Genomic DNA, 24,946 nt, shown 5'->3' with positions numbered 1-24,946 from the left:
ACGCAGCCTCCCGGCCGAACCCAGAGCGTACAGGGATGTATTCACAGCGTCCTTGGAAAGTCCTGTCGGCACATAGGCCGGAACGCAACCCGTCACCGTCATCGCAGGGTCTGACGCAGATCAGAGGTTCCCTAAAAGAACCGAACTCTGTCGCTGCCGACCCTCCAACCGCCAAACGACCCTCTACTCACGCTGAAGCCACCGCCCGGGCAGCCGCCAGTGCCTCCTCGCGGGAGCTTTTGTAGTCGACGATGGGCCGGGGATAGTCTCGGTCCAGTCGCAGGCCGGCATGGTGAAGGATGCCGTCGGCGGCTTCATGGGGGGCATGCAGGTCCCGGTCGGGAAGCTTGCTCAACTCCGGCAGCCAGCGGCGAAGATATCGTCCCTCCGGGTCAAAGCGCCGGCTCTGGGTGAAAGGATTGAAGATACGAAAATACGGCGCCGCATCAGCACCGCAGCCAGCCGACCATTGCCAACCCATGGTGTTGTTGGCCAGATCCGCATCCACCAGCGTATCCCAGAACCACTTTGCCCCCGACAGCCAGGGTGCACGGATGTTCTTCACCAGGACGGAGGCGGCTATCATCCGCACCCGGTTATGCATGTAGCCGGTTTCCCACAGCTCTCTCATGCCTGCGTCAACGATGGGATAACCGGTCTCGCCGCGCTGCCAGGCAAGCACAAAGGCCTCATGGTTTTTGCGCCATGGGAAATCCTGCCAGCGGGAATACAGGGGTTGATCCGGCGTGTGGGGAAACTCGAACAAGACATGATGGGCAAACTCCCGCCAGCCAAGTTCACGCAGCCAGGTCCAGCCCCCTTCCTCCACTGCCGCCTGGCCGGCCATGCGCGAACGCACCCGGTGCCATGCCTGGCGGGGACTGATTTCACCAAAGTGCAGATGGGGCGATAGCCGCGAGGTGCCGCTCACGTCCGGCAAATCGCGAGCGGTCTTGTAATCGACCAGTGCCTGATCAAGAAAACGATCCATGGCATCACCGGCACCTGCTTCTCCCGGCTGCCAGTGTGTTTCCAGTTTGTCTTCCCAGCCGATTCCCGACAGTAGCTTTAATTCATCGAGAGCCAGTGAAGATGGCCACTGTGCGGTAGGACGCAGAGTACGTGGCTTCTGCAAGGGGCTGTCCGGTTCATCGCGTTTGGACAGGGCCCGCCAGAAGGGCGTGAAAACCCGGTATGGCTCACCCTTGCCCGTGCGCAGCTCCCAGGGCTCGACGAGGAGGGCACCGTTGTGGCTTTCCGCATGGTAGCCCTGCTGCTTCAGCCACTCCTTGATCTTTCGATCCCTCTCCACTACCGCGGGCTCGTAAAGTCGATTCCAGAATACCGCCTCCGCGGCCGTGCTCGCCAGCAGTGAGTGCAGACAATCCAGGGCATCGCCCTGGCGAATGATCAGTCGGCTATCGTGATCCCGCAGGCGTCGGTCCAGCCTGGCCAGGCTTTTCATCAGCCACCAGCGGCTGGCACCGCCAGGGCCCCAGTCACCTTCCTCGTGCGGAGAATGGATATAGACCGGCACCACCCTGTCGGCGGCATTCAATGCAGCACGCAATGCCGGGTTGTCACTCAGTCTCAGGTCGCGGCGGAACCAGAACAGTACGGTTTTCATATTCCATCGTCGTTGGGCTGAATCTGCTACCGTAGCACGAAGTTGAGCACTCATTAGGGAGATCGTGCATGCGTGAACTGGGGCGCATATTTCTGGCGGGTCTCGCCGCCTTGCTGCCGGCCGTGGTTACCTTGTGGTTGGCCTTGTGGCTGCTGTTCAGTGCCGAGCGCGGGCTGGGCAGCCTGGTGCGGATGGTCCTGCCGGATGAATACTACATCCCGGGTACGGGAGTGGTCCTGGCCATTGGTCTTGTCTTCGCGGTCGGCCTGCTGACCCGGACCGAACCCGTCCGACGACTGTTTGGTTTTGGCGGCGCGATCATGGACCGCATTCCCTTGCTCAAGACCGTTTACGGTGCCTTCAGGGACCTGGTCCAGTTTGTAACCAGCGACAAGAAAAACAGTTTTGACAAGGTCGTCATGGTGCGGCCCGGGCCTGACCCTGAAGTGGAGTTGCTGGGCTTTGTGACCCGTGAGGATTTTGACGGCCTGCCGGATGGCGTGGGCGGCGAAGATCGCATCGCGGTTTACATGCCCATGAGCTATCAGGTCGGTGGCTACACTTTTTTCCTTCCCCGCTCCCGTGTTCGCGCGGTGGACATGTCCATGGAAGATGCCATGCGGATGGCGCTGACGGCAGGGATGTCGGTCAAGAAGGATGATCTTGGGTGACGGCTTGTGACCCTGGTGAGCTAATGGCTATGGGCCTTAGTGAGTGTAGGGCCCTCCGGCGCCGGTGACCGGTGATGTTCCGGTCCAGCCCGCACATCCCTGTGCGGGCGTTCGGCAAACTGCGATGGTCCACCGGACCATCAGTCATGCCTCACCCTGGCTCCCACAGCCTTGAGCAAGGCCACCGGGACCTGGACCAACTCTAGATGGAGGATACCTTGGCCGTGCATGCTGGAGGCGTATTCTGATATCCGAGCAGATTGGCTTCGATTCGGCTGGTGCGATCGCGGCTAAAGCCGCTCCCACAGCGGCTCCGGCATAGGCTATAGGCACCGTGGGAGCGGCTTCAGCCGCGATTAAAAGCCTCCAGATGGCACCAAGAGATAAGACTGAACCAAACTCTTCATTGGCACGGCCCAGGTGACCGCCAAAAAAGGTAGGCCTTGGTGCCGGCAGGCGTTTGCAAGGCTGTGAGCGACAGGATGTCGCGTGCAGAGCCCCCAGGGATGGCTTCACGGCGTCCTTGCAAACGTCTGCCGGCACCAAGGCCGGAACGACCCCCGTCACCGGCATCGAAGGGCACCACATCAATCGGAGCCGGCCTCACCAAGCCGCCGCATTCAAATAGAAACCTACCCGGACGCCCCCCGGTCCGGACCGGATCGACGTCGGCGCCGGGGTCGGCGGCCGGGGCCTCGGCGGGCGGCGCGGGGGAGACGGTCACCGGTTTCCTTGGCGACCCAGCGCAGAATCTGACGTACTCGCGGAGAGCTCAGCTCCCAGGCCTCCTCCATATCCACCCAGCGATACTCCGCATGCTCCGGTCGTCCCAGCTCCGGGACCACCGGCAAGTGGACATTCTCGGTATCAGTGCGGGCCAGATAGTAGCGGGCGATCTTGCCCCGATTGTAGGGCCCCGTTTCACGGTATACCTCGCCCCAGTCAAAGCGCAGCTCCGTGATCGTCGTCTCTTCCGCGACCTCCCGCAAGGCCGCCTCCATGGGCGTCTCACCCTCTTCCACCTTGCCCTTGGGAAAATCCCAATGATTCCAGGCCCGCAGCAGGAGATAGCGGCGCCCCTTCCCGGTCTCCCGGATGATTACGATGCCTGCGGAAAGTGGGTCGCCGTGTGTCGTCATATGCACAGTATAGCGCTGATCGCCGATTGCTTATCGGTGATGCTTCTATTCCTCTCGCAAGACCAGCAGGGCAGAGCGGGTCACGACCCGTCGGCTGGCGACCCAGCCGGCCACCGCCAGCAACAAAGCCCCGGCCCCCATCACTGCCGGCAGCAACCACAGTGGCGGCTGATAGCTGAGCTCAAACACGCGCTCGGCCATCAGCCATCCCCCCAGGGCCGCCCCCAGCCCCGCGAGCAGGCCGGCGAGGGCGCCGGCACTGCCGAACTCCGTCACCACGGTGGCGTAGACATGCCGCCGGCGCCCGCCCAGTGCGCGCACCAGGGCGCTCTCGAAACGTCGCTGGTCGCGAGAGGCCTGCACGGCCGCAAACAGAACGATCAGCCCGGCCAGCAGGGTAAAGGCGAAGACGTATTCAACCGCCAGCGAGGCCCGGTCCATGATCTGCCGGACCTGCGCCAGGATGCTCTCAACGTCAATGATGGTGACGCTGGGGTAATCGCGTACCAGGGCGGTCAGCCGGCCCCGGGCCTCCTCCGGCAGATAGACACTGGCGATCCAGGTCAGTGGAGCGTCTTCCAGGGTCCCGGGCGGGGTGACCACGAAAAAGTTGGTGTTGAAGGAGTCCCAGCGCACACTGCGAAGATTGCTGATTTCCAGTTCCACTTCCCGGCCGCCGATGCGATAGCTCAGCCGGTCGCCCAGACCGACCCCCAGGGCCTCGGCGATATCCTCCTCCAGGGAGACCAAGGCCTCGCCGTGCTCGGACCCATCCCACCAGTCACCGGCAACGACCCGATTGTCCGCCTGCAGGGTATCCATCCAGCTGAGGTTGGCATCTCTCTGAACGAAGCGTCGGCCCCGCTCGGTCGGCAGGGTCAGATCGTCAACATCCTCGCCGTTGATGGCCACCAGGCGGCCGCGGATGAGCGGGCTGAATGTCTGATTGCGCGCCCCCAGTTCATCCAGGGCCTCCATCACCCCTTTCCGTTCGTCCGGCTGGATATTGATGAGAAAGTGGTTGGCGGCATCCTCGGGCAGTGTGGCCCGCCAGCCGTCCAGCAAGTCACCGCGCACCGTACTCAGCAGCGTCAACACCATCAGCCCCAGGCCAACTGCGGTGATCAGGGCAAGACTGCGGCCCGGATAGCGGGCCAGATTCCCCAGGCCCTGACGCCAGGCCGAACCAAAACGGCCGCCAAGTCGCCGCACCAGGGTGATGACAAGCAGGCCACCGGCCAGCAGCAGGGCCAGGGTGGCACCACCGACCAGCAAGAGTTGCAGCGCCAGGCCCAGATCGCGTGCCTGACTCAGGATCAGGATGCTGATGGCAGCCAATGCCAGGCCATAGACCAGCCAGGCACCGACTTCCGGCGGTCCGCTCTCCCGTCGCAGCACCCGGGCGGGCGGGGTGCGACGCAGCTTCAGCAGGGGGGGTAGGGCAAAGCCCAGCAGCAGTACCAGGGAAGTCCCCAGACCGGTCATGACCGGTCCCATGGGTTCGGCGGCGGGCAGGGTCTCGCCCAGCAGGCCGCCCAGTATGGCCACCAGCCCCCATTGCGCCAGCCAGCCACCGGCCAGACCCAGTCCCCCACCCACCAGGCCGATGCTGAGCAGCTGACTCAGGTACAGACCAAGGACCTTGCCCTGGCCGGCACCGAGAGTCTTCATGACCGCCACCGCATCCAGTCGACGGCGGGCCCATTCACGGGCGGAGAGGGCAACGGCCACCGCCGCCACCAGCACACTCACCAGGGCGGCGAGGCCGAGGAAGCTTTCCGCCCGGGTGATGGCGGCACCGATCTCCTGTCGACTCTCGCTCACATCCTGCAGGCTCTGGCCCTCTTCCAGCTCGGACTCGGCCCATTGCCGCCAGTTGCGGATTGCCGCCCGGTCCCCGGCCACCAGCAGGCGGTGGGTGACGCGGCTGCCTTCCCGGGCCAGGCCCGTGGCAGACAGCTCATCGGAATGGACCAGCACCGCCGGGGCCACATCGGCAAAGCCAATGCCCTCATCCGGGAGACCCGCCAGTACCTGGCTGATACGCAGTTCATGGTCGCCCAAGGTCAGGGCATCACCCACTGCGAGATCGAGTCGGGCCAGCACCCGGGCATCCACCCAGGCTTCACCGAGCTCGATCAGAGACTCGACCGGTCGGCCAGGCCTGAAGGGCGCATCGGCAACCTGAATCTCTCCCCGCAGTGGATAGGCCGGGTCCACCGCACGCAGGTCAATCAGCTGGGTCCGCTCTTCTCCGGCCACCACGGTCGGCAGGGTGACCGTGGCGGCCGTTTTCAGCCCGGTTTCTTTCGCGCGGGCTTCGAACCGGTCGGGGAGAGGGGCCCGGCTCCGCAGGACCACATCGGCAGCCAGAACCTCCGCCGCCCGGCGTTCCATCGCCGCGCCCACCCGGTCGGTGAAAAAGCCCACGGCACTGATCGCCGTGACCGCCAGGGTCAGGGCCAACAGCAGAACCGCCAGCTCGCCACCGTGCCATTCCCGGCGCAGCAGGCGCAGTCCCAGCGAGCCACTGGCAAGCAGGCTTCGGCTCATGCCGTGGCCTCCTCGTCGGCGCTCACCAGGCGGCCGTCGTCCAGACCGATTCGCCGTTCACAACGTGCTGCCAGGCGCTGGTCATGGGTGACCAGGACCAGCGTGGTGCCCTCGGCGGCGTTGAGGTCAAAGATCAAGTCGCGGATTTTTTCCCCGGTATGGTTGTCCAGATTACCGGTTGGTTCATCGGCGAACAGCAGTGCCGGGCCGGGAGCATAGGCGCGGGCGATGGCGACCCGCTGCTGCTCACCGCCGGAGAGCTGGCGCGGATAATGGCCCGAACGGGCCGCCAGCCCGACCCGTTCCAGGGCAGCCTGGGCGACTTCCCGGGGCCGTGGGTGGCCGTTGAGTTCCAGCGGCAGCATGACGTTTTCGAGGGCGGTCAGGCCGGGCAACAGGTGAAAGGACTGGAAGACGAATCCGACCTGGCGGGCCCGAACAGCGGCCCGACCGTCTTCGTCCAGGTCGGTCAGGCAGTCCTCGCCGAGATACACCCGCCCCCGGGTGGGCAAATCCAGGCCGGCCAGCAGGCCCAGGAGGGTGCTCTTGCCCGACCCGGAAGCGCCAACGATGGCCAGGCTTTCACCCGGCGCAACACTGAGACTGACTTGATCGACAATGGTGAGCGGCCCGCCTGGGCTGCTAACCTGCTTGACCAGACCTTCAGCCCGGAGCATTGCCGTGTCGCGACTTTCTGCCATTGTTGTTGTTCTCCTATTGCTGCCCTGGGCAAGTACGGTAACCGCCGAAGCGGATAGCCGCCATGATGATACCCGGCCAGGGCCGGTTCTGGTGATCGGCGACAGCCTCAGCGCCGATTACGGTTTCGAGCGTGGCCGCGGCTGGGTCAGTCTGCTGGCCGAGCGCATGCGGGAGCACGGTCATGACCGGGCAGTGGTCAATGCCGCCATCAGTGGCGACACCACCCGCAGTGGCCGAGCCCGCCTGCCCCGGGCCTTGGAAGAGCAGCAGCCCTCGGTGGTGATCATTCAGTTGGGCGGCAATGACGGCCTGCGCGGGCTCGACCTGGGCGAGGCCCAAGCCAATCTGGCGGCCATGATAGAGGTCAGTCAGGCGGCGGGTGCCCAGGTCCTGCTCGCCGGTGTCCGTCTGCCGCCCAATTATGGACGCCCTTATATTGAGGCCTTCGCTGCCATGTATGCCGAGCTTGCCGAGACGCACCAGGTGGCGCTGGTGCCGCGGATCCTGGCAGGCGTTGGTGAGCGCGAGGATCTCATGCAGCCCGATGGTATCCATCCCACCGCCGATGCCCAGCCCGTCATTCTCGACAATCTCTGGCCTGCCTTGATTCCCCTGCTGACCCATTCGGCGCGGGAATAGGGCCGGTCGCGGGCTTCAGGGCATGCCAGTCCCGACCGGCCAGGAGCCGATCGACCCCCTCCATCCGGGGACGCGGATAAAACAATACAATACTTGTGCACTGTTAAGAAGAAGTGTATAACTCTTGGCGGAGAATATCAGGCTCCCCAGGAGGAACTGCAATGCGGATTGCTGTCATCGGCTCGGGCATCGCCGGCCTGTCCTGCGCCTGGCTGCTCTCGCGGGAGCACGAGGTACAGCTCTATGAAGCCAGTGATCGCTTCGGCGGACACAGCAATACCGTATTGCTGCGGGAAGGTCGTCGCCAGATTCCCGTTGACACCGGTTTCATCGTCTTCAACGAGCCCAACTATCCCCACCTAAATGCCTTTTTCCGCGAGCTGGGCGTACCGGTCCACGACAGTGACATGTCCTTCTCGGCCTCATTGGGGCAGGGCCAGCTGGAATACGCCGGTGACGGTCTGGCCAGTCTCTTCGCCCAGCCCGCCAATATCCTTCGGCCCAGTCATTGGCGCATGATTCGCGAGATCGTGCGCTTCAATCGAATCGCCGCGGAATGGCTGGATAGCGGCGAGCAGACATCCCTGTCCTTGGGGGCGTTTCTCAAGCAGCAGGGTTTCGCCCGGGAACTCAGCGAGCGTTACCTGCTTCCCATGGGCGCTGCCATCTGGTCGGCCCCCATGGCACGAATACTCGAGTTTCCTGCCCGCAGCTTTCTGGCCTTTTTTCGCAATCACTATCTGCTACAGGTCGCCGACCGGCCGCGCTGGAAAACCGTGCTGGGCGGCAGTCGGGAATATGTCCAGCGGGTACTGGCCGAGTTGGGTGACCGGGCCATGGCCGGCGTAGCCGTGACAGCGGTCAGACGCCGTTCCGCGGGTGTGCTCGTGGATGATGCCCGGGGTGGGCAGGCGGAATACGATCAGGTCATATTGGCCTGTCATGGGGATCAGGCCCTGGCCATGCTCAAGGATGCCCAGCCCCGGGAGCGTGATGTGCTGGCCGCCTTTTCCTTTCAGAACAACACCGCCTGGCTGCACAGTGACCCGCAGTTAATGCCGAAGCGTCGTCGGGTCTGGTCGTCCTGGAACTACCTTGCCGACCGTGAGGGGGCGAGTGACCGGAAAGTCGCGGTGAGCTACTGGATGAATCGGCTTCAGCCGCTGGATGCGAGCAGGGATTATTTCGTCACCCTCAATCCCCGGCAACGCCCCGACCCCGCGCTGACCTGGCAGCGTATGGAATACGAGCATCCCGTGTTCGACTTGGCTGCCATCCAGGCGCAACAGGCTTTACCCAATGTGCAGGGAACGGACAGGGTCTGGTTCTGCGGGGCCTGGACGGCCAATGGTTTCCACGAAGATGGCATTCGTTCCGGTATTGCCGTTGCCAATGCCCTGGGAACTCAAGCGCCCTGGCAGCAGCGGCACGGCGCAGCCGTTCATGCCCACCCCCTGCAGTTGGCGGGAGAGGAGGCGTGAATCATGGGCGCTTCCTGTCTCTATACCGGTCAGGTGATGCATCAGCGGCGGCAGCCGGGAAGCTATCGCTTCCGTTACCGGGTCTTCAGCCTGTTGCTGGACATTGACGAGCTGGATTTTCTGGATCGTGACCTGCGCTTCTTCTCGCGCAATCGATTCAATCTGCTGTCCTTCCATGATCGCGACCACGGCCCCCAGGATGGCTCGGACCTGCGGCGCTGGATCGCCCGGGTTCTGGCGACGGCCGGACTTGAAGCGGATGGCCCCATCCGCCTGCTTTGCTTTCCCCGGGTCCTGGGATACGGCTTCAGCCCATTGGCCGTGTGGTATTGCCATGCAGCCGATGAGCGTTTGATTGCCGTGATCCTGGAGGTGCGCAACACCTTTGGTGAAAAGCATCAGTACCTGCTGCCCATGAACAATGATTCCAGCAGGCACCCCCCTGCCTGGACTGCACCCAAGGCCTTTCATGTCTCGCCCTTTGCGACCATGGATGCCCACTACCGATTCCGCCTTCGCATCCCGGACAAACAGATGCTGGTGCGAGTCGACACTGGCTGGGATGCAGCGGGGCAGTACCAGATGTCGGCCTGCTGGACGGGCAAGCGCCGCCCGTTGATGGATGCTTCCCTGCTTCGCCAGGCGCTCGGCGTGCCCCTGCAGGGGCTCAAGATCATCAGCCTGATCCATTGGCAGGCTCTGAAACTCTGGTTGAGGTGCTTTCCCTTTTATCGCAAGCCCTCGCCACCGGACCAGGAGGTAAGTCTGACATGTCCGCAAGCAAGTCCGCTCAAGCCCACGCATCGGCAAGACTGAGTCTGCCTGTTCGCCTGCTGTTGGCGGCAGCCCGCCGTCTTCAGCAGGGCAGCCTGGAGATCCATTTGCCGGGCATGGCACCACAGCTTTTTTCGGGGCCCGTTGCCGGACCCCATGGGGTCCTGCTCATTCGCGATACGGCCATGTTCAAGCGCCTGATGTCCGGTGGCGACCTGGGCTTTGCCGAAGCCTGGATGGCGGGTGAATGGACCAGCCCGGATCTGCCGGCCCTGCTTCGCTGTCTGGACTTGAACCTGGATGGCTTCAAGGCCCTGCAACGTGGCAGGGCGGCCATGCGTTGGCTTCGCTCGCTGCGTCAGGTCCTGCTGCTGCGCAACAACCGCAGCGGTAGTCGACGAAATATCCGTTATCACTATGATCTGGGCAATGATTTCTATCGCCTGTGGCTGGATCCGAGCATGACCTATTCTTCAGGTCTGTTCCTGTCGCCGTCAGACGATCTGGAAACGGCCCAATTCAACAAGTACCAGCGCCTGTTGTCCCTGAGCGGCGCGAGTGCCGGTGACCACATCCTGGAGATTGGCTGCGGCTGGGGCAGCTTCGCCATCCATGCAGCCAGAGAACGTGACTGTCGGGTGACGGCGCTGACCCTGTCCCCGGCTCAGTATGAGATTGCGCGGGCCCGGGTCGCAGAGGCGGGTCTGTCCGAAAAAGTGGATGTCCGTTTACAGGATTATCGTGATGTCGCCGGGCAATTCGATCACATCGTCTCGATTGAAATGTTCGAGGCGGTGGGAGAAGCCTACTGGCCGGTGTACTTTCGGACACTGGCCAAACGTCTCAAGCCGGGGGGACGGGCCGTCATCCAGGTGATCACCATTGATGAGCAGCATTTTGACGCCTACCGGCGGGATACTGATTTTATTCGTGAATACATTTTCCCGGGGGGTGTGCTGCCATCGCCGAGCCGTTTCCAGAGCGATGCCTCCGAAGCCGGCCTTGAAACCCGCAAACGTGATTTTTTCGGAGAAGACTACGCCAGAACCCTGCGACAGTGGGCAGAAGGTTTTTCCCGGGTCGAAGATGATGTCCGCAAGCAGGGCTTTGATGAGCGTTTCATCCGCATGTGGCATTACTACCTGGCCTACTGCGAAGCCGGCTTCAGCAACGGCAAGATCAATCTGATGCAGACCGTGCTCACCGCTGCAGACGGCAATGGCTGAGTCTGCGCGGCCAGCCACACTATTGGCCTATGGCCTGCCCGGATTGCCTCTGGCAATCGTGGGCTTGCCACTCTACATCTATATTCCGGCCTTCTATCACGAAAGCCTCGGTCTATCCCTGGCGCTGGTGGGTGTCATCCTGCTGGCCGCCCGGATCTGGGATGTGGTAACCGACCCGCTGGTGGGCGTCCTGGCCGATTACCGCCCCACTCGCTGGGGGAGGCGCAAGCCCTGGATGGTGTTTGGGGCGCCTCTGTTCATGGTCGGCGTCTGGTTTCTGATGGTGCCCCCTGAAGGCGTCTCTGTCTTCCATCTTCTGTTCTGGTCTCTGCTTGCCTACCTGGGCTGGACGCTGGTGCAACTGCCCTATCTGGCACTCGGTGCGGAGCTGTCCGGCGATTACCACCAGCGCTCACGGGTGACCGTCTACCGCGAGGCTTTTGTGGTCCTGGGGACGCTGTTGGCGGTGATCCTGCCGGCCGCGGTGGAAGTGGCGGGCATGAGCCGGGACACGGGGCTGTGGTTGTTGGCCCTGATCATGGTCTGCCTGCTGCCGCTCGCTCTGGGCTTGTTCATCTGGCGCGTCCCCGAACCAAGATTGTCCACTTCCCGCCCGGCCCCCTGGCGCCAGGGCATTCGGCTGTTGATCGAGAATCGGCCCTTCCGGCGCTTGCTGGCTGCCTATCTGGTCAACGGCGTGGCCAATGGTCTGCCGGCCACACTGTTCATTCTTTACGCCACTTACGTGCTGGGCGCGGATGAGCGCGTCGGCCTGTTACTGATTGCCTATTTTCTGTCGGCGGTGGCGGCATTGCCGCTGTGGCTGCGACTGGCAAAGCGGCTGGGCAAGCACCGGGTGTGGTGTCTGTCCATGGCCTGGGCCGCGTTCATCTTCGCCTTTGTTCCTTTTTTGGGCGAGGGAGATTTCCTGCCCTTCCTGTTCATCACGATTCTGACCGGCTTCAGTCTGGGCGTGGACCAGGCCATTCCCGCTTCCATGCAGGCCGATGTGGTGGACGAGGACAGCGCTGCTGGCGGTGGCGGTCGGGCAGGGGTCTATTTCGGGCTCTGGAACATGGCCACCAAGCTGGCCTGGGCCCTGGCCGCGGGCATTGCCTTGCCGCTGCTGGCACTGAGCGGGTTCGAGGCCGGCGCCGACAACAGTGAGCGCGCACTGCTCACCCTCGCCTTGCTGTATGCCGCAGCCCCGGCAGCGATCAAGCTATTGGTGATTCCTCTGGTCTGGCATTTTCCTCTGGACGCCGACCGTCAGGCCGAACTGCGGGCTGCCATCACTGCGCAGCCGGAGAAGGGAGGCGGGCCTAGATGACCGGCAGATCTTCCAGGGAAGTGATCACCGGGGCTTTCGTCGCCAGTCCCTTGTGTCGGCCCTGGCGATCAATCAACACTGCCTGAAAGCCGGCCGAGTGGGCACCGGCAAGGTCACAGCCTGGGTCATCCCCAACGTGAAGGATCTGTTCCGGCGCCAGAGCCAGACGATCGGCGGCGGCATGAAACATTGCAGGATCGGGTTTGGCCGCGCCCACCTCGATAGCGGACAGGGAGAAGCGGAACCACTCGGCGAGCCCGGTCAGTTGGAGGTCGGCGTTGCCATTGGTCAGGGCCACCAAAGGAAAGCGTTGGGCCAGGCGGCCCAGGGTCGCAGCCACATCCGGATACCACTCGACCCGGTTGCGGGCCTGGAAAAACACCTGGAACGCCGGTTCGGCGAGATCTGTCGACACGCCGCTGATTTGGCAGGCCCGCTCCAGGGACAGGCGGCGCATGAGACTGAGATCATGGGCCAGGTGGGGCAGCTCACGGGCTAACGAGACTCTCAGGTCCCGGAGCCCCGCCACGTCAAAGCGTTCGGCGACGGTGGGGGCTTGGCTGGCGAAGAAATCGTGCACGGCCTGCTCCGCCGCGGTAATGACCGGCGCCACCGGCCAAAGGGTGTCGTCGAGGTCAAAGCTGATGGCCTGGATACGGGTCATGGGCGGTGGGCCGTGGCGACAGCCGGCTCGTCAAAATGCTGTAATGGATGTACTATCAATGTATAATATTGGGCAAGCTTTATCCACGCATGATCGGCCCGGATGCTCGCCAGGGCAGTGCTTGGACCAAACCGTCATTGAGAAGGTTGCCGCCCATGGTTGATCCGCGCAAGGAATTGGTACCGATCCGAACCGTCTCCCGCCTCACGGGAGTCAACCCGGTGACCCTCCGAGCCTGGGAACGTCGCTATGGCCTGATAAAGCCACAGCGGACACCCAAGGGCCATCGTCTCTACAGCCGCCAGGATATCGATCTGATCAGCCGCGTCCTGGACCTTCTGGACCGGGGCATGTCCATCGGCCAGGTCCGCAGTGCCCTGGAGACGGAGCAGAGCCAAGATGTCTCGGAAGCCCACGACGACAAGTGGCAGCAGTATCGGGCCAACATGATCAAGGCCATCGCGACCTTCGACGAGGCCAGCCTGGAAGACGTCTACAATGAGGCCCTTGCCCTGTATCCGGTCAATGTGGTTACCCGCCTTCTCGTTGTCCCCATGTTGGAGGAGATCGGGCGCCGATGGGAAAGCGGTGAAGGCAGTGTGGCGGAAGAGCATTTCTTCGGCTGTTACCTGCGAAACAAGCTTGGCGCCCGTTTTCATCATCGTCCCCGACACATCGGTGGCAGTCGCCTGGTGATGGCCTGCCTGCCGGAGCAGTATCATGAGATTGGCCTGCTCTTGTTCGCCCTGGCGGCCAGTACCCGCGCTTATGACACCGTTTTGCTGGGGGCCAATCTGCCACTGGAGGAAATTCCGCTCGCGGTATCACGGTCGCGCGGTGACGCCGTCGTCCTGTCATCCTCCACCGAGCCGGCGGAGGAAACCCTGAGTCAGTCTCTGGTGAGCCTGGTGGAAGCCGTGAAGGTTCCTGTGTTTGTTGGTGGTCGCTTCAGCGATGAGGCCATCGAAAAGATCACCGACGCCGGTGCCATCTTCCTCGGTGACGAGATTGAAACCGGTCTGCGCTTGATGCGCGAGCACCTCGATGCACGGGGCCGGGCTGGCGTCGCCTGAGATTGCAAGTCACTTCCCGCCGCTCGCCTTGCTCCCGCAGGCGGGCGAATGCTATACCTATCGGATAATTTTCCGCATCGGTTGAGCCTGAAGGCGACCGGGCACCGCTGCCCGAAACCCCGAGGAGAGCACCATGGTCGACAAGGTCTGGCTGAAAGAATACCCCGAAGGCGTGCCCGCCGAGGCGGACGTGGAAGCCTATCAGTCAATCAAGGACATCTTTGAGGAAAGCGTTCGCAAGTATCGTGACCTGCCGGCCTTCGAGAACATGGGTGCGGTAGTCACCTACGCGGAGCTGGATCAGCGCAGTCGATATTTCGCCGCCTATCTGCAGAAGGTCCTGGGCTTGCAGAAGGGTGACCCGGTGGCGGTCATGATGCCCAACTGCCTGCAGTATCCGGTTGCCATGTTCGGTATCCTCCGGGCCGGCCTCACCGTTGTGAACGTCAACCCCCTTTACACCGCGCGTGAACTCAAGCACCAGTTAAGCGATTCCGGGGCCAAGGCCATCGTCATCGTCGAGAACTTCTGCAGTACGCTGCAGGAAGTTGTGGATGAAACGGATGTTCGTTCGGTCCTGACCACCCGCCTTGGTGACATGCTGGGTTTCCCCAAGTCCATGCTGGTCAATCTTGTGGTCAAGCATGTCAAGAAGATGGTCCCGGACTGGGATATCCCCTCTGCCCAGACCTTTGAACGTGCTTTATCGGAAGGTAAATGGCAGACACTGGAAGAAGTCAGCCTGACTCGGGATGATGTGGCCTTTCTCCAATACACCGGGGGCACCACGGGACTGGCCAAGGGGGCGGTGCTGACCCATGGCAACATGGTCGCCAACATGCAGCAGGCGGCCGCCTGGCTCAGCAACGAGATTGAGGAGGGGCGGGAGATCATCGTGACCGCTCTGCCGCTTTATCACATCTTCTCCCTGACCGCGAACTGCATGGTATTCATGCGGGTGGGTGGAAAGAATCTCCTTATTACCAATCCGCGGGATGTTCCCGCCTTCATCAAGTCCATTCGCAAATCCGGCTTCACCGCCATTACGGGCGTAAACACCCTTTTCAATGCCCTGATGAATCATCCGGAATTTGAGTCCATCGACTTCAGTAAACTGAAGTTGGCCCTGGGTGGCGGCATGGCTGTTCAGCGTGCGGTCGCTGAACGCTGGCAGAAGCGAACGGGCGCCCCCCTGCTTGAGGCTTATGGTTTGACCGAAACATCACCGGCTGTGACCATCAACCCCCTCAATTTGAAGCAGTTCAACGGCAGCATCGGACTTCCCATCCCCAATACCGAGGTTGTGATTCTTGATGAAGAGGGCAAGGCCTTGCCGCCGGGTGAGGCGGGTGAGTTGGCGGTTCGCGGGCCGCAGGTGATGAAGGAATATCTGAATCGGCCTGACGAGACCGAGGCCTCCTTCACCGAAGACGGCTTCTTCAAGACGGGTGATGTCGCGAAGATGGATGAACGCGGCTATTTCTATATCGTCGATCGCAAGAAGGACATGATCAACGTCTCCGGTTTCAATGTGTATCCCAATGAGATTGAAGATGTGGTCGCCGAGATGGAGGGTGTGCTCGAGGTCGCTGCCATTGGCATTCCGGATGAAAAATCCGGTGAGGTGGTGAAGCTTTGGGTGGTGCGCAAGGACGAGAATCTTACCGAAGAAGACATCATCGAGCACTGCCGCCGTAATCTGACCGGCTACAAGGTGCCCAAGAAAGTGGCCTTTGGTGAGGAGCTGCCCAAGACCAACGTGGGCAAGATCCTCCGCCGCAAACTCCGGGAAGACGACCCCGACGCCAAGGAAGACTAAAGGCGGTTTCGCGCAGAGGCGGTGAGGCGCATAGAAAGATCAAAGGATTGCGTCGCGCAAAGACGCCAAGACGCAAAGGCAATGCAATGATTTTTGGTAGGGGATATTTGCGGTAGGAGCGGCTTCAGCCGCGATAGGGGGCATGTCGAAGCCATAATCGCGGCTGAAGCCGCTCCTACGGCAGACTGCCCCCAGCCAAAACTATCCAGGCAGATCGTTGCGCCGCTCCTATTGATCTCTTGGTGCTCTGCGCCTCAGCGCGAAATCCCTTTTTTATTTTTGGTTTTTCTTCGCGTCTTTGCGCCTTGGCGCGAGGCCGCCTTTGAATTTGCCCTTCCAGCCCCAGCCGGTGACCTAGCCACCATGATGATACTGCGGACTCAGCCGAACCACGGCGTCGATCATCGCTCCGGCGTGCTCCGGCGGGATCTTGGGGGTGATGCCGTGGCCCAGATTGAAGACATGGCCTTCCCCATGTCCAAAATCCGCAAGGATCTCGGCGACTGCTTCCCGAATGCGGGCTGGCGAGGCATTCAGGGCCGACGGGTCCAGATTGCCCTGCAAGGCCACCTTGTCGCCCACACGCTTGCGCGCTTCGCCGATGTTCACCGTCCAGTCCAGGCCCAGGGCATCGCAGCCTGTCTCGGCCATGGCTTCCAGCCATTGGCCACCGCCCTTGGTAAACAGAATCACCGGCACCCGCCGTCCTTCATGTTCGCGGATCAGCCCTTCCACGATGCGGGCCATCGGCCCCAGTGAAAAGCGCCGATAATGCGCGGGGCTGAGCACGCCGCCCCAGGTGTCGAAGATCTGTACCGCCTGAGCACCGGCGCGGATCTGGGCATTGAGGTAATCGGTGATGCAGACAGCCAGCTTGTCCAATAGCCGGTCCAGGACCTCCGGGGCATCCCAGGCCATGCCTTTGATGGTGCCAAAGTCCTTGCTGGAGCTCCCTTCGACCATGTAGGTGGCCAGCGTCCAGGGGCTGCCGCTGAAGCCGATCAGGGGCACGCGGCCATCCAGGGCCTTGCGAATGGTGCTGACCGCATCGGTGACATAGCTGAGCTCCGTGCCCACATCCGGTTGGGGCAGGGCGTCCACCTCCGCTGCCGAGCGCACCGTGCGTTCAAATTTCGGCCCTTCGCCCTGAACGAAGTACAGTCCCAGGCCCATGGCATCGGGGATGGTGAGGATGTCCGAGAAGAGAATGGCTGCGTCCAGGGGGAAGCGCTCCAGGGGTTGCAGGGTTACTTCGCAGGCCATCTCCGGGTTGCGCATCAGTTTGACGAAGCTGCCGGCCCGTTCCCGGGTGGCCCGGTATTCGGGCAGGTAGCGACCGGCCTGGCGCATCATCCATACCGGCGTGCGGTCCACCGGTTCCCGCAACAGGGCCTTGAGCAAGCGGTCGTTCTGCAATTCGGTACTCATGCCTGAAACACCTCTCGAATGGTCGCCTGAATGGCCTCGGCCGCCGCCTTGGGATCGTCCGCCCTGCGAATGGGGCGGCCCACGACGATGTAATCCGCGCCGTTCTCGAATGCCTGCTCCACCGTGACCACCCGCTTCTGGTCATCGCCACCCCGATTCTCCACCGGACGAATCCCGGGGGTGATCACCAGCAGGCGATCGTCCACCGCCTCTCGCATCTGGGCGACTTCCATGCCGGAGGCCACCACACCGTCACAGCCGGCTTCCAGGGCGCGTCGGGCCCGGGACAGGACCAGCGCATCCACATCGCAATCAAAGCCCAGATCATCCAGGTCGCCCCGATCGAGGCTGGTCAGGGCGGTCACCGCCAGCACCTTGAGATGGCCGGAGCGGGCCTCGCCGGCCGCTTCCATGATGCTCTGGTTGCCGTGGATGGTGCAGAAATGGGCGCCCCGCCTGGACAGCTGACGCACCGCGGCGGCCACCGTGGCGGGGACGTCGAAAAACTTGAGATCCACGAAAACCTTGCGCTCACGGCCCAGCAACCAGTCCAGGAAATCGAAAAAGCCATCGGCCATGAACAGTTCCAGGCCGATCTTGTAGAAGCGCACACTGTCACCGAGCTGCTCAACCAGCGCCTTGGCCTCTTCCACGTTGGGTACATCGAGGGCGAAAATCAGGCGCTCTTCCGGGGGGATGGACTTGTGCTGGTACACGTTGGACTCCTGGTGGTTGGCTGGCGCAATTGTACCGGAAATACCGTTGCCGGCCGCAGTCAGTTCATCGTCGCCGGATCGGTCAGGCGAGCGTGCTCGGCAATGGCAAAGCGATCGGTCATGCCGGCGATGTAATCGGCAACCACCCGAGCCTGGTGATCCTGTCCCTGACTGGCCTGAAAGCGCTGCCAGGGGTCTGGCGGCAGCAGCCGGGGATCGTCAATGAAAAGTTCGAACAGGCGGCTCACCGTCGCCCTGGCCTTGGTTGCCATGCGATGGACCCGGTGATGGCGATAAAGATGGCGGCGCAGATAGCGTTTCAGTGCCATATGCCGCCGGGCCACCGGCGGGCTGAAGCCAATCAGGGCCTTTTCCATTTGGCGCACGGCCTCAACGGAGGCTGGTGCCGTCTCAAGAATCCTTCGGGCGCTGGCCTCGATCAGGTCATTGACCAGCTCGCCGATCATCCGTCGAACGGTCTCGTGGATCACGCGGCGGCCGGACAGTGACTGCCATTGTTGGCGCACCCCATCATAATGGTCACGGAAAAGCGCCACTTCCCGTAGCGCTTCGACGTCCAACAGTCCGGCTCTCAGGCCATCATCCACATCGTGATTGTTGTAGGCCAGTTCATCCGCCACATTGGCCAGCTGTGCCTCCAGACTGGGCTGCGTGCCGGCCAGAAAACGTTGTCCCAGCTCGCCCAGGTCCCGGGCCAGCCGCGGCGGACAGCGCTTCAATATTCCTTCCCGAGTGGCAAAAGCGAGGTTCAGGCCCGGAAAGTCGGCATACTTTTCCTCCAGCAGGTCCACCACCCGCAGCGACTGGACGTTGTGCTCGAAGCCACCGAAGGGCCGCATGCAGCGATTGAGCGCATGCTGACCGGCATGGCCGAAGGGGGTGTGGCCCAGGTCGTGGGCCAGCGAGATGGCTTCCACCAGGGAGACATTGAGCCCCAGGGCGGCGGCTACCGTGCGGGCTATCTGGGCCACTTCGAGGCTGTGGGTCAGGCGGGTTCGGTAAAGGTCCCCTTCGTGATTGACGAAGACCTGGGTCTTGTAGACCAGACGGCGGAAGGCGGTGGAGTGGACAATGCGGTCACGGTCCCTTTGAAATTCGGTTCGAAAGGCGGGTGGGGGTTCAGGATGCCGCCGTCCGGCATCACCGGCCCTGTCGGGTACTGCCCAGGATGCCAAGCGACCCTGTTCCGCCGCTTTCAGGGGGATTGCATCTCGCACGCCAACACCTCCCGCAGGCGCGACTCGGGGACATCGTCGCGGATGATCGCCCGGCCCAGCCCATCCAGTAACACGAAGCGCAGCCCCGCGCTGGTCGCCTTCTTGTCGCGGCTCATCCATTCCAGCCAGGTATCGACGGACAGGGCCGGCGGTTCACACGGCAGCTTCAGCCTTTCCATCAAGGCAACGGCACGGCGCTGCTCTTCCTCGTTCAGAAGGCCCAGCGTTCGCGACAGGACCATGGCCTGAACCATGCCGGCAGCCACCGCCTCACCGTGCAGCCATTGGCCGTAGCCCAGCGCTCCTTCAATGACATGGCCGAAGGTATGACCAAAATTGAGGATGGCCCGTCGCCCCCTTTCCCTCTCGTCCTCGCTGACCACGGCCGCCTTGATGCGACAGCAGTGAAGTACCGTCTCACCAACCGTTTCCGGCTCGCGGGCATTGAGGGCCTCCACCCGCGCTTCCAGCCAGGCCAGGAAATCCGGATCGGCGATCAGGGCGTGCTTGACCACCTCCGCCAGCCCGGCACGGAACTCCCGCTCCGGCAGGGTAGCCAGGGTGTCGGTGTCGGCAATGACCGCTCGCGGCTGGTGGAAGGCGCCGATGAGATTCTTTCCGGCCGGGTGATTGACCGCGGTCTTGCCTCCGACCGAGGCATCCACCTGGGCCAGCAGAGTGGTGGGGACCTGGTAGAAATCAATGCCCCGCTGCCAGCAGGCGGCCGCGAAGCCAGTCAGGTCGCCCACCACGCCGCCGCCCAGCGCCACCAGGGCGGCGTCCCGGCCGATGCGGCATTCGGCCAGGTGGTCGAAGACCCGCGAGAGGGTGTCCAGTTGCTTCTGCGCTTCCCCGGCAGGTAACACCAGTTCGCCACGCAGGCGCTGGCCCAGGGCCGCCCGCAGGGAAGGGAGGTAATGGGGAGCAACGTTGTCGTCGCTGATGATGAACAGAGCGGGGGCTGTCAGAACCCGGGCCAGCCACTCCGGGTCGGCGAGCAGGTCCCCACCGGCGTGGATGGCATAGCTGCGATCCCCCAGTTCAACGTCGAGGCGGTGCATTTCAGATCTCGAATTCGGTGGCCAGACGGCGCATGACCTGTTTCACCGACTGATCATCCGTGTCCACCACGAAGTCGGCCAACTCCCGATACAGGGGTTCGCGCTCCTCGGCCAATTCCCGCAATTTGGCTTCCGGATCTTCGGTTTGCAGCAGGGGACGGTCATGGCGGGACTGCCGGGTACGTCTGAGCTGGAAGTCCAGGCTGGTTCGCAGGTAGATGACATAGCCACGCTCGGCCAGCAGGCGGCGGTTCTCCGCGGTCACCACGGTGCCACCGCCGGTCGCCAGGACCAGCGGCTCCAGCTGGGTCAGCTCGGCCACGGCCTTGCGCTCCCGTTCCCGAAAACCTTCCTCGCCCTCAAAATCGAAAATGGTGGCGATATCCACCCCGGTGCGTTCCCGCAGATAATCGTCGGTGTCCTGGAATGGATAGCCCAGCCGTCTGGCCAGCTCCCGCCCGATGGATGATTTTCCCGCTCCCATGGGACCAATCAGGAATATCCGCCTCGGTGTTTCCATGCCAAACCTCGAAAGCCTAGGGAAAAGCCGCCCGGGGGCCCTTTCTGTTCATGGGGCTGTGACCAGGCGGGCAATGGCAGCACGGTGCCAAGCGATGATAATGCCGAAAAAAAAACGGCCTGCCCAGTGGGCAGGCCGTTGTCATGGTGACGCGCTTAGCTGTCACTGCCGCAGATGGTCAATTCCTGTTCGAATATGAAGCCTTCGCCACAGCTATTGCCGGGTGTGGTAACGGTAATGGTCCCCACATCGCATTCGGTGGTGTCGTCCTCATTGGACTCCGAGAGAGTGAACTCGACAGCAATGGGACCATCCTGATTGGTATTCCCGATGGTTATCGTGTCCTGTCCCAGAACTCGGCCGTAACCGGTATCAAATGCAACGGTGCTGCCACTGGGCAGCGGCTGCATTTCCGGGCCCCAAAGCTCGATTTCCAGAGGACCACTGCCCACCACATAGGTGGTCGGGAAGGCCATGTTCACAACCCGGTTGTCGGCCAGGACCATGACGCCGGAGACGCCGATGGGCGCCTGCGGAGAACCACAATAGTCGTTCTGGAACGTCTCACGGTCACCATCGTCTTCAATGCCTGCACCGCAAAGGGCGCCATCGAACAGCTCATTGGCCTCGGTATAGCCGCCGCCGTAATAGTTCCAGTGAAAGCCATCCACACCCGGTTCGTACTCACCGCTTTCATTGTCGTCGCGGAAGGGTTCGCCCACATCGATCCAGCCAATATCCGCATTCCCCTCCGGATCATTGGGGTCGAAGTCCCCTTCATGAGGGCCCTCTGCGGCTTCCGCCGGACCAAACAGGCCGTCCCCGGTCCGGTCGATAAAGCTTTCCTCGCCCTCCAGATAGGCGAGTACGGTGGAACGGGCAGGCCAGCTTGCCTGACTGGTCCAGGTCACGACGCAGGTTCCGTCGACCGTCATGCAGTGGGGCTGGATGCGCCCGCCTTCGGTGGAGAAATTGATAACCGTGCCGTCAATCACCGGATTGGAGAAGCGGTCCCGGGCATGAACGGTGATTTCATATTCCTCGCCAACACAGCCCTGGACCGGGGGGTTCAGGCTTTCAAAGGCGATGGATACCCCCTGTTGTTCCGCAATCCCCGTACTGATGCTGAGCAGGGATGACTGGGAAGAAACCGTGGTATCCACCACCTGCGCATTGACCCGGACCGGCGTGGCCACCGTCCCCGAGATGACCTGGGTGCTCACTTCGCCCTGATCATTACTGACGGCAGAATCGTTGGAAAGCTCTATTCCGCCCACGCTGGTACTGAGGGTGAACTGGACTTCCCGCCCGGGCGTTGGGTTACCGTTGACATCCTCCACCCGGAAGCGAACCGTGGATGTTTCGCCGATCTCCGGGACACCCATTCCTCGCAAGCCGATCAGCTGAGGGTCGGCGCTCATGAACACCAATGAGCCCAGGTTGGCCGCTGCAACCTCAACGCTGGCGCTGGCGGACAGCGTGCCAACGCCATCGATGCTTGCCTGGGCGGTAATGGTGTCCTCGCCTTGACAGCCCTCGGCCGTGTAGGTGGAGGAGAACTCGCCGCCATTGGTGGCGACCGGGCTGGTCAGACTGGCCAGACCCTCATCGGCGCAGTTCGAGGTCAGCTCAACTTCAAACTCGTCGTCCGGGACATCACCGTCTTCGGTAAGGATTCGCCCGCTAATGCCGGTGGAGCCTCCGGCTGCGATCGAGCTCATGCCCAGTGTCAGTTGGCCGGCTTCGAAATCCTCACCGTCGCCACTGCCCATGACCAGGCCACCCGCGCTGGGATCGCCGTTATCATCGCCATTGTCATCGCCATTGCCGTTCTCTTCGCCATTGTCGCCACCGGCCTGGGAGATGCTTCCCTCGTCATTGTCACAGGCAACCATGGCCAACGCCCCCGCAAGCAACAGGGCCAACAGAATTCGCTTGATCATCTTCCCTACTCCCCATTCGGATTGCGCTGGCGGTGCATCCGCCAGAAAAAAGGGCGCCACGCGGTTCATATCCCGTTGGCGCCCCTGTCTCTTCGTCTTTCCTCCCACCCACACCGCCCATGGGCGGGGCCGAAACAGGTTTTATCAGTCTAGCCGATTACTCCACCCGAGCGTCATCCTTGAGCAGCTTGGGCGTCACGAAGACCAAGAGCTCGGCCTTGCTGGCACTGCGGGTGGTGGAACGGAACAGCATGCCCAGGCCCGGGATGTCGCCCAGAATGGGCACCCGGGATTCACCTTCCTGGCGCTGGGTCTCGTAAATGCCCCCAAGCACCACGGTCTCGCCGTTGTTCACGGCAGCCTGGGTGCGCACCACCCGGGTATCGATGCTGGGCACGAAGCCACCGGTGGCACTGGGCACCTCTTCACCAATGGTGTCGTTGCTCACTTCCAGGTCCATGATGATGCGCTCATCCGGGGTGATTTGCGGGGTCACGGTCAGTGACAGCACCGCTTCCTTGAATTCCGTGGTGACCGCGCCGGCACCAGTGCCTGCCTGGGCGGACTGGAAGGGAATCTCCACGCCCTGCTGGATGGAGGCTTCCTTCTGGTCGGCGGTGATCACCCGCGGGCTGGAAATCACTTCACCGCGGCCCTGGGATTGCAGCGCGGACAGCTCCAGGTCCACCAGGTAGTCGGAATCCAGGATGGCCATGGAGAAGCGCCCGGCGGGGGATGCCACCGGCAGGTTCACGTTCAGGCGGTCCTGCAGGTTGGGCACGGTCACCGGGAAAGGCTGGCCGGTGTTCTGGATGTTGTCCAGCCCGGACCGCATCATGGTGTCTGCGCCGCTGAGGCCGCCCGAAATGGTGAGCAGGCCATCATCACCACGCTCCCGGGCATGAGTGACGCCAAAGCGCGAACCCAGTTCCCGGTTGAAGTCGCTGGTGGCGACCACGATGCGGGATTCGATCAGCACCTGGCGGACCGGGATGTCCAGGCGGTTGACCATGCGCCGGACGTCGGTCAGGCGGTCATCGGTATCCTGCAGCAGCAGGGTGTTGGTGCGGTCGTCCACGGCCACATTGCCGCGCTCGGACAGCATCTGTGAGCCTTCCGAGCGAATCAGCTGGGCCAGATCCGCGGCTCGGGCGTAGTTCACCTGAATGAACTCGGAGCGCAGCGGTACCAGTTCCTCGCGGGCCTGACGGGCCTGCAACTCCTGCTGCTCACGCTGGGCGATCTCCTGAGCCGGGGCCACCAGGATCACATTGCCGCTCTGGCGGGTATCCAGGCCCTGGGTCTGGAGAATGATGTCCAGAGCCTGGTCCCAGGGCACGTTCTGCAGGCGCAGCGTGACGTTGCCGGTGACCGAGTCGGCCACCACGATGTTGAGATCGGTGAAGTCGGCAATCAGCTGCAATACCGCACGCGTCTCGATGTCCTGGAAATTCAGGGTCAGGCGTTCGCCGGTGTACTCCCGCTCCTCGCGTTCTTCGATTTCCCGCTCGGTCAGTGGCCGGAATTCCAGGGCAAACTGTTTTTCCGACTGATAGGCCAGTTGCTCGTACTCACCGCTCAGGCGGATCTCCATCTCGACCCCATCCGGCCCATGGCGGGTGTCGATGGTCTGCACCGGGGTGGCAAAGTCCAGCACATCCAGTCGGCGCTCCAGTTCCCGCGCCACTTCCGCGCTCTGGAAGGTCACCCGGACCCTGTCGGCGGACTCGTCGATATCAATGGGGATGCGTTCATCGCTGAGCTCGACGAGGATTCGACCTTCGCCCTGTTCACCACGGCGGAAGTCCACATTGCGGACCCGCAGATCCCGGGCTCGACGGTCGTCCAGGCGGGGCTCATCGGCATCATCCTGGACAAAGGGGCTGACATCCGGACCGTCCGGCGCCGCCAGTTGGTCCCGGCTGCGCCGGTCACCGACGGTAATGTGAATGTCATTGCCTTCGGTGGTGACGCTGTAGCCCTGCGGGGCGGAGAGGCCGATCACCACACGGGTCCGGTCCTGGGCCTCGGCAACCATGATATTGCGAGTGGCGCCCACGCCGATATCCTGGCGGCGTTCACGCACACCCACTCGGGTGTCGGCCAGGTCAAGAACGATGCGCGCCGGCTCATCAATGGTGAAGCTCTGCGGCTCGGGGGCCGGTTCGCTCAGCCTGAGGCGAATTTCAACGCGGTCGCCGGGCAGGGTGGAGACAGTGATGTCTTCCAGGCGATTCTGGCCCTGTGCCATCGCCTGGCCGACGAATGCCAGCAGCATCAGGCCAATCAGGCCGACGACGCTGAAGTGTGCAGTCTTGCGTTTGATCCCCATGGTCTTCCTC

20 protein-coding genes are annotated in these 24,946 nt (G+C 62.7%); 8 read left to right on the top strand and 12 right to left on the bottom strand.

Annotated elements, in window-relative coordinates:
- Positions 1 to 187: 187 nt before the first annotated feature.
- A complete protein-coding gene (locus VCB98_RS08080; protein ID WP_346051537.1) occupies positions 188 to 1,627 on the bottom strand; it encodes a cryptochrome/photolyase family protein in 1,440 nt (479 codons plus the stop codon).
- A gap of 68 nt (positions 1,628 to 1,695) precedes the next feature.
- On the opposite strand from VCB98_RS08080, the gene VCB98_RS08075 reads away from it, so the two are divergent.
- Positions 1,696 to 2,298 (top strand): DUF502 domain-containing protein, encoded by a 603-nt coding sequence (locus VCB98_RS08075; RefSeq protein ID WP_346051534.1) that lies wholly within the window; start codon positions 1,696 to 1,698, stop codon positions 2,296 to 2,298.
- Positions 2,299 to 2,930: 632 nt separating this feature from the next.
- Here VCB98_RS08075 and VCB98_RS08070 read toward each other — a convergent pair.
- Genes VCB98_RS08070 through VCB98_RS08060 form a run of 3 tightly spaced genes read right to left on the bottom strand, consistent with a single transcriptional unit; the run spans position 2,931 to position 6,691 of the window.
- Positions 2,931 to 3,437, bottom strand: a complete 507-nt coding sequence (locus tag VCB98_RS08070; RefSeq protein ID WP_346051541.1) for a bis(5'-nucleosyl)-tetraphosphatase — start codon at positions 3,435 to 3,437, stop codon at positions 2,931 to 2,933.
- Between the two features lie 45 nt (positions 3,438 to 3,482).
- The gene (locus VCB98_RS08065; protein ID WP_346051532.1) at positions 3,483 to 5,990 is read right to left on the bottom strand and encodes an ABC transporter permease; all 2,508 of its coding nucleotides are present in this window, start codon (positions 5,988 to 5,990) and stop codon (positions 3,483 to 3,485) included.
- Positions 5,987 to 6,691 carry an ABC transporter ATP-binding protein gene (locus tag VCB98_RS08060; RefSeq protein ID WP_346051530.1) on the bottom strand — a complete coding sequence of 235 codons (705 nt, stop codon included), beginning with the start codon at positions 6,689 to 6,691 and terminating at the stop codon, positions 5,987 to 5,989. Before VCB98_RS08060 ends, VCB98_RS08065 begins: the two co-directional genes overlap by 4 nt.
- Here VCB98_RS08060 and VCB98_RS08055 point away from each other — a divergent pair.
- The 5 genes from VCB98_RS08055 to VCB98_RS08035 all read left to right on the top strand — a co-directional run bounded on the left by VCB98_RS08055 (position 6,672) and on the right by VCB98_RS08035 (position 12,142).
- Positions 6,672 to 7,331 (top strand): arylesterase, encoded by a 660-nt coding sequence (locus VCB98_RS08055; RefSeq protein WP_346051528.1) that lies wholly within the window; start codon positions 6,672 to 6,674, stop codon positions 7,329 to 7,331. The genes VCB98_RS08060 and VCB98_RS08055 overlap by 20 nt on opposite strands.
- A 161-nt stretch (positions 7,332 to 7,492) precedes the next feature.
- On the top strand, positions 7,493 to 8,812 hold the full coding sequence (locus tag VCB98_RS08050) for an NAD(P)/FAD-dependent oxidoreductase (RefSeq protein WP_346051526.1): 1,320 nt from the start codon (positions 7,493 to 7,495) through the stop codon (positions 8,810 to 8,812).
- A 3-nt stretch (positions 8,813 to 8,815) separates the two neighbouring features.
- A complete protein-coding gene (locus VCB98_RS08045; RefSeq protein ID WP_346051523.1) occupies positions 8,816 to 9,628 on the top strand; it encodes a DUF1365 domain-containing protein in 813 nt (270 codons plus the stop codon).
- Entirely contained in the window at positions 9,583 to 10,812 is a 1,230-nt protein-coding gene (locus VCB98_RS08040; RefSeq protein ID WP_346051521.1) for a class I SAM-dependent methyltransferase, read from the top strand. Before VCB98_RS08045 ends, VCB98_RS08040 begins: the two co-directional genes overlap by 46 nt.
- Entirely contained in the window at positions 10,805 to 12,142 is a 1,338-nt protein-coding gene (locus VCB98_RS08035; protein WP_346051520.1) for an MFS transporter, read from the top strand. The genes VCB98_RS08040 and VCB98_RS08035 overlap by 8 nt, the downstream gene beginning before the upstream one ends.
- On the opposite strand, the gene VCB98_RS08030 is transcribed toward VCB98_RS08035, so the two are convergent.
- Positions 12,135 to 12,806: an HAD family hydrolase gene (locus tag VCB98_RS08030; RefSeq protein WP_346051518.1), complete on the bottom strand. Its 672-nt coding sequence runs from the start codon at positions 12,804 to 12,806 to the stop codon at positions 12,135 to 12,137. The two genes, VCB98_RS08035 and VCB98_RS08030, sit on opposite strands and share 8 nt — an antisense overlap.
- Before the next feature lie 155 nt (positions 12,807 to 12,961).
- Between VCB98_RS08030 and VCB98_RS08025 the strand changes: the two genes are divergently transcribed.
- Together VCB98_RS08025 and VCB98_RS08020 are read left to right on the top strand one after the other, a co-directional pair.
- Positions 12,962 to 13,879, top strand: a complete 918-nt coding sequence (locus VCB98_RS08025; protein WP_346051516.1) for a MerR family transcriptional regulator — start codon at positions 12,962 to 12,964, stop codon at positions 13,877 to 13,879.
- 133 nt (positions 13,880 to 14,012) lie between these two features.
- Positions 14,013 to 15,698: an AMP-binding protein gene (locus VCB98_RS08020; protein ID WP_346051514.1), complete on the top strand. Its 1,686-nt coding sequence runs from the start codon at positions 14,013 to 14,015 to the stop codon at positions 15,696 to 15,698.
- Between the two features lie 354 nt (positions 15,699 to 16,052).
- On the opposite strand, the gene hemE is transcribed toward VCB98_RS08020, so the two are convergent.
- The 7 genes from hemE to VCB98_RS07985 all read right to left on the bottom strand — a co-directional run bounded on the left by hemE (position 16,053) and on the right by VCB98_RS07985 (position 24,936).
- On the bottom strand, positions 16,053 to 17,126 hold the full coding sequence (hemE, locus tag VCB98_RS08015) for a uroporphyrinogen decarboxylase (RefSeq protein WP_346051512.1): 1,074 nt from the start codon (positions 17,124 to 17,126) through the stop codon (positions 16,053 to 16,055).
- Complete coding sequence (gene pyrF, locus VCB98_RS08010; protein WP_346051510.1) at positions 17,123 to 17,842, bottom strand: orotidine-5'-phosphate decarboxylase; 720 nt, start codon at positions 17,840 to 17,842, stop codon at positions 17,123 to 17,125. Before pyrF ends, hemE begins: the two co-directional genes overlap by 4 nt.
- A 59-nt stretch (positions 17,843 to 17,901) precedes the next feature.
- Positions 17,902 to 19,080: a deoxyguanosinetriphosphate triphosphohydrolase gene (locus tag VCB98_RS08005; RefSeq protein ID WP_346051508.1), complete on the bottom strand. Its 1,179-nt coding sequence runs from the start codon at positions 19,078 to 19,080 to the stop codon at positions 17,902 to 17,904.
- Positions 19,059 to 20,141, bottom strand: coding sequence for a 3-dehydroquinate synthase (gene aroB / locus VCB98_RS08000; protein WP_346051506.1), 1,083 nt, complete (start codon positions 20,139 to 20,141; stop codon positions 19,059 to 19,061). The genes VCB98_RS08005 and aroB overlap by 22 nt, the downstream gene beginning before the upstream one ends.
- 1 nt (position 20,142) lies before the next feature.
- Complete coding sequence (gene aroK, locus VCB98_RS07995) at positions 20,143 to 20,661, bottom strand: shikimate kinase AroK (RefSeq protein ID WP_346051504.1); 519 nt, start codon at positions 20,659 to 20,661, stop codon at positions 20,143 to 20,145.
- Between the two features lie 155 nt (positions 20,662 to 20,816).
- The gene (locus VCB98_RS07990; RefSeq protein ID WP_346051502.1) at positions 20,817 to 22,604 is read right to left on the bottom strand and encodes an Ig-like domain-containing protein; all 1,788 of its coding nucleotides are present in this window, start codon (positions 22,602 to 22,604) and stop codon (positions 20,817 to 20,819) included.
- A 157-nt stretch (positions 22,605 to 22,761) separates the two neighbouring features.
- On the bottom strand, positions 22,762 to 24,936 hold the full coding sequence (locus VCB98_RS07985) for a type IV pilus secretin PilQ (RefSeq protein WP_346051501.1): 2,175 nt from the start codon (positions 24,934 to 24,936) through the stop codon (positions 22,762 to 22,764).
- Positions 24,937 to 24,946: the final 10 nt, after the last annotated feature.

The sequence above is a fragment of the Natronospira elongata genome (assembly GCF_034931365.1).
GTDB classification, from domain to species: Bacteria; Pseudomonadota; Gammaproteobacteria; order Natronospirales; family Natronospiraceae; genus Natronospira; species Natronospira elongata.
Note: the sequence above shows the minus strand (reverse complement) of the source record. Positions and strands in the feature narration are given on the sequence as shown.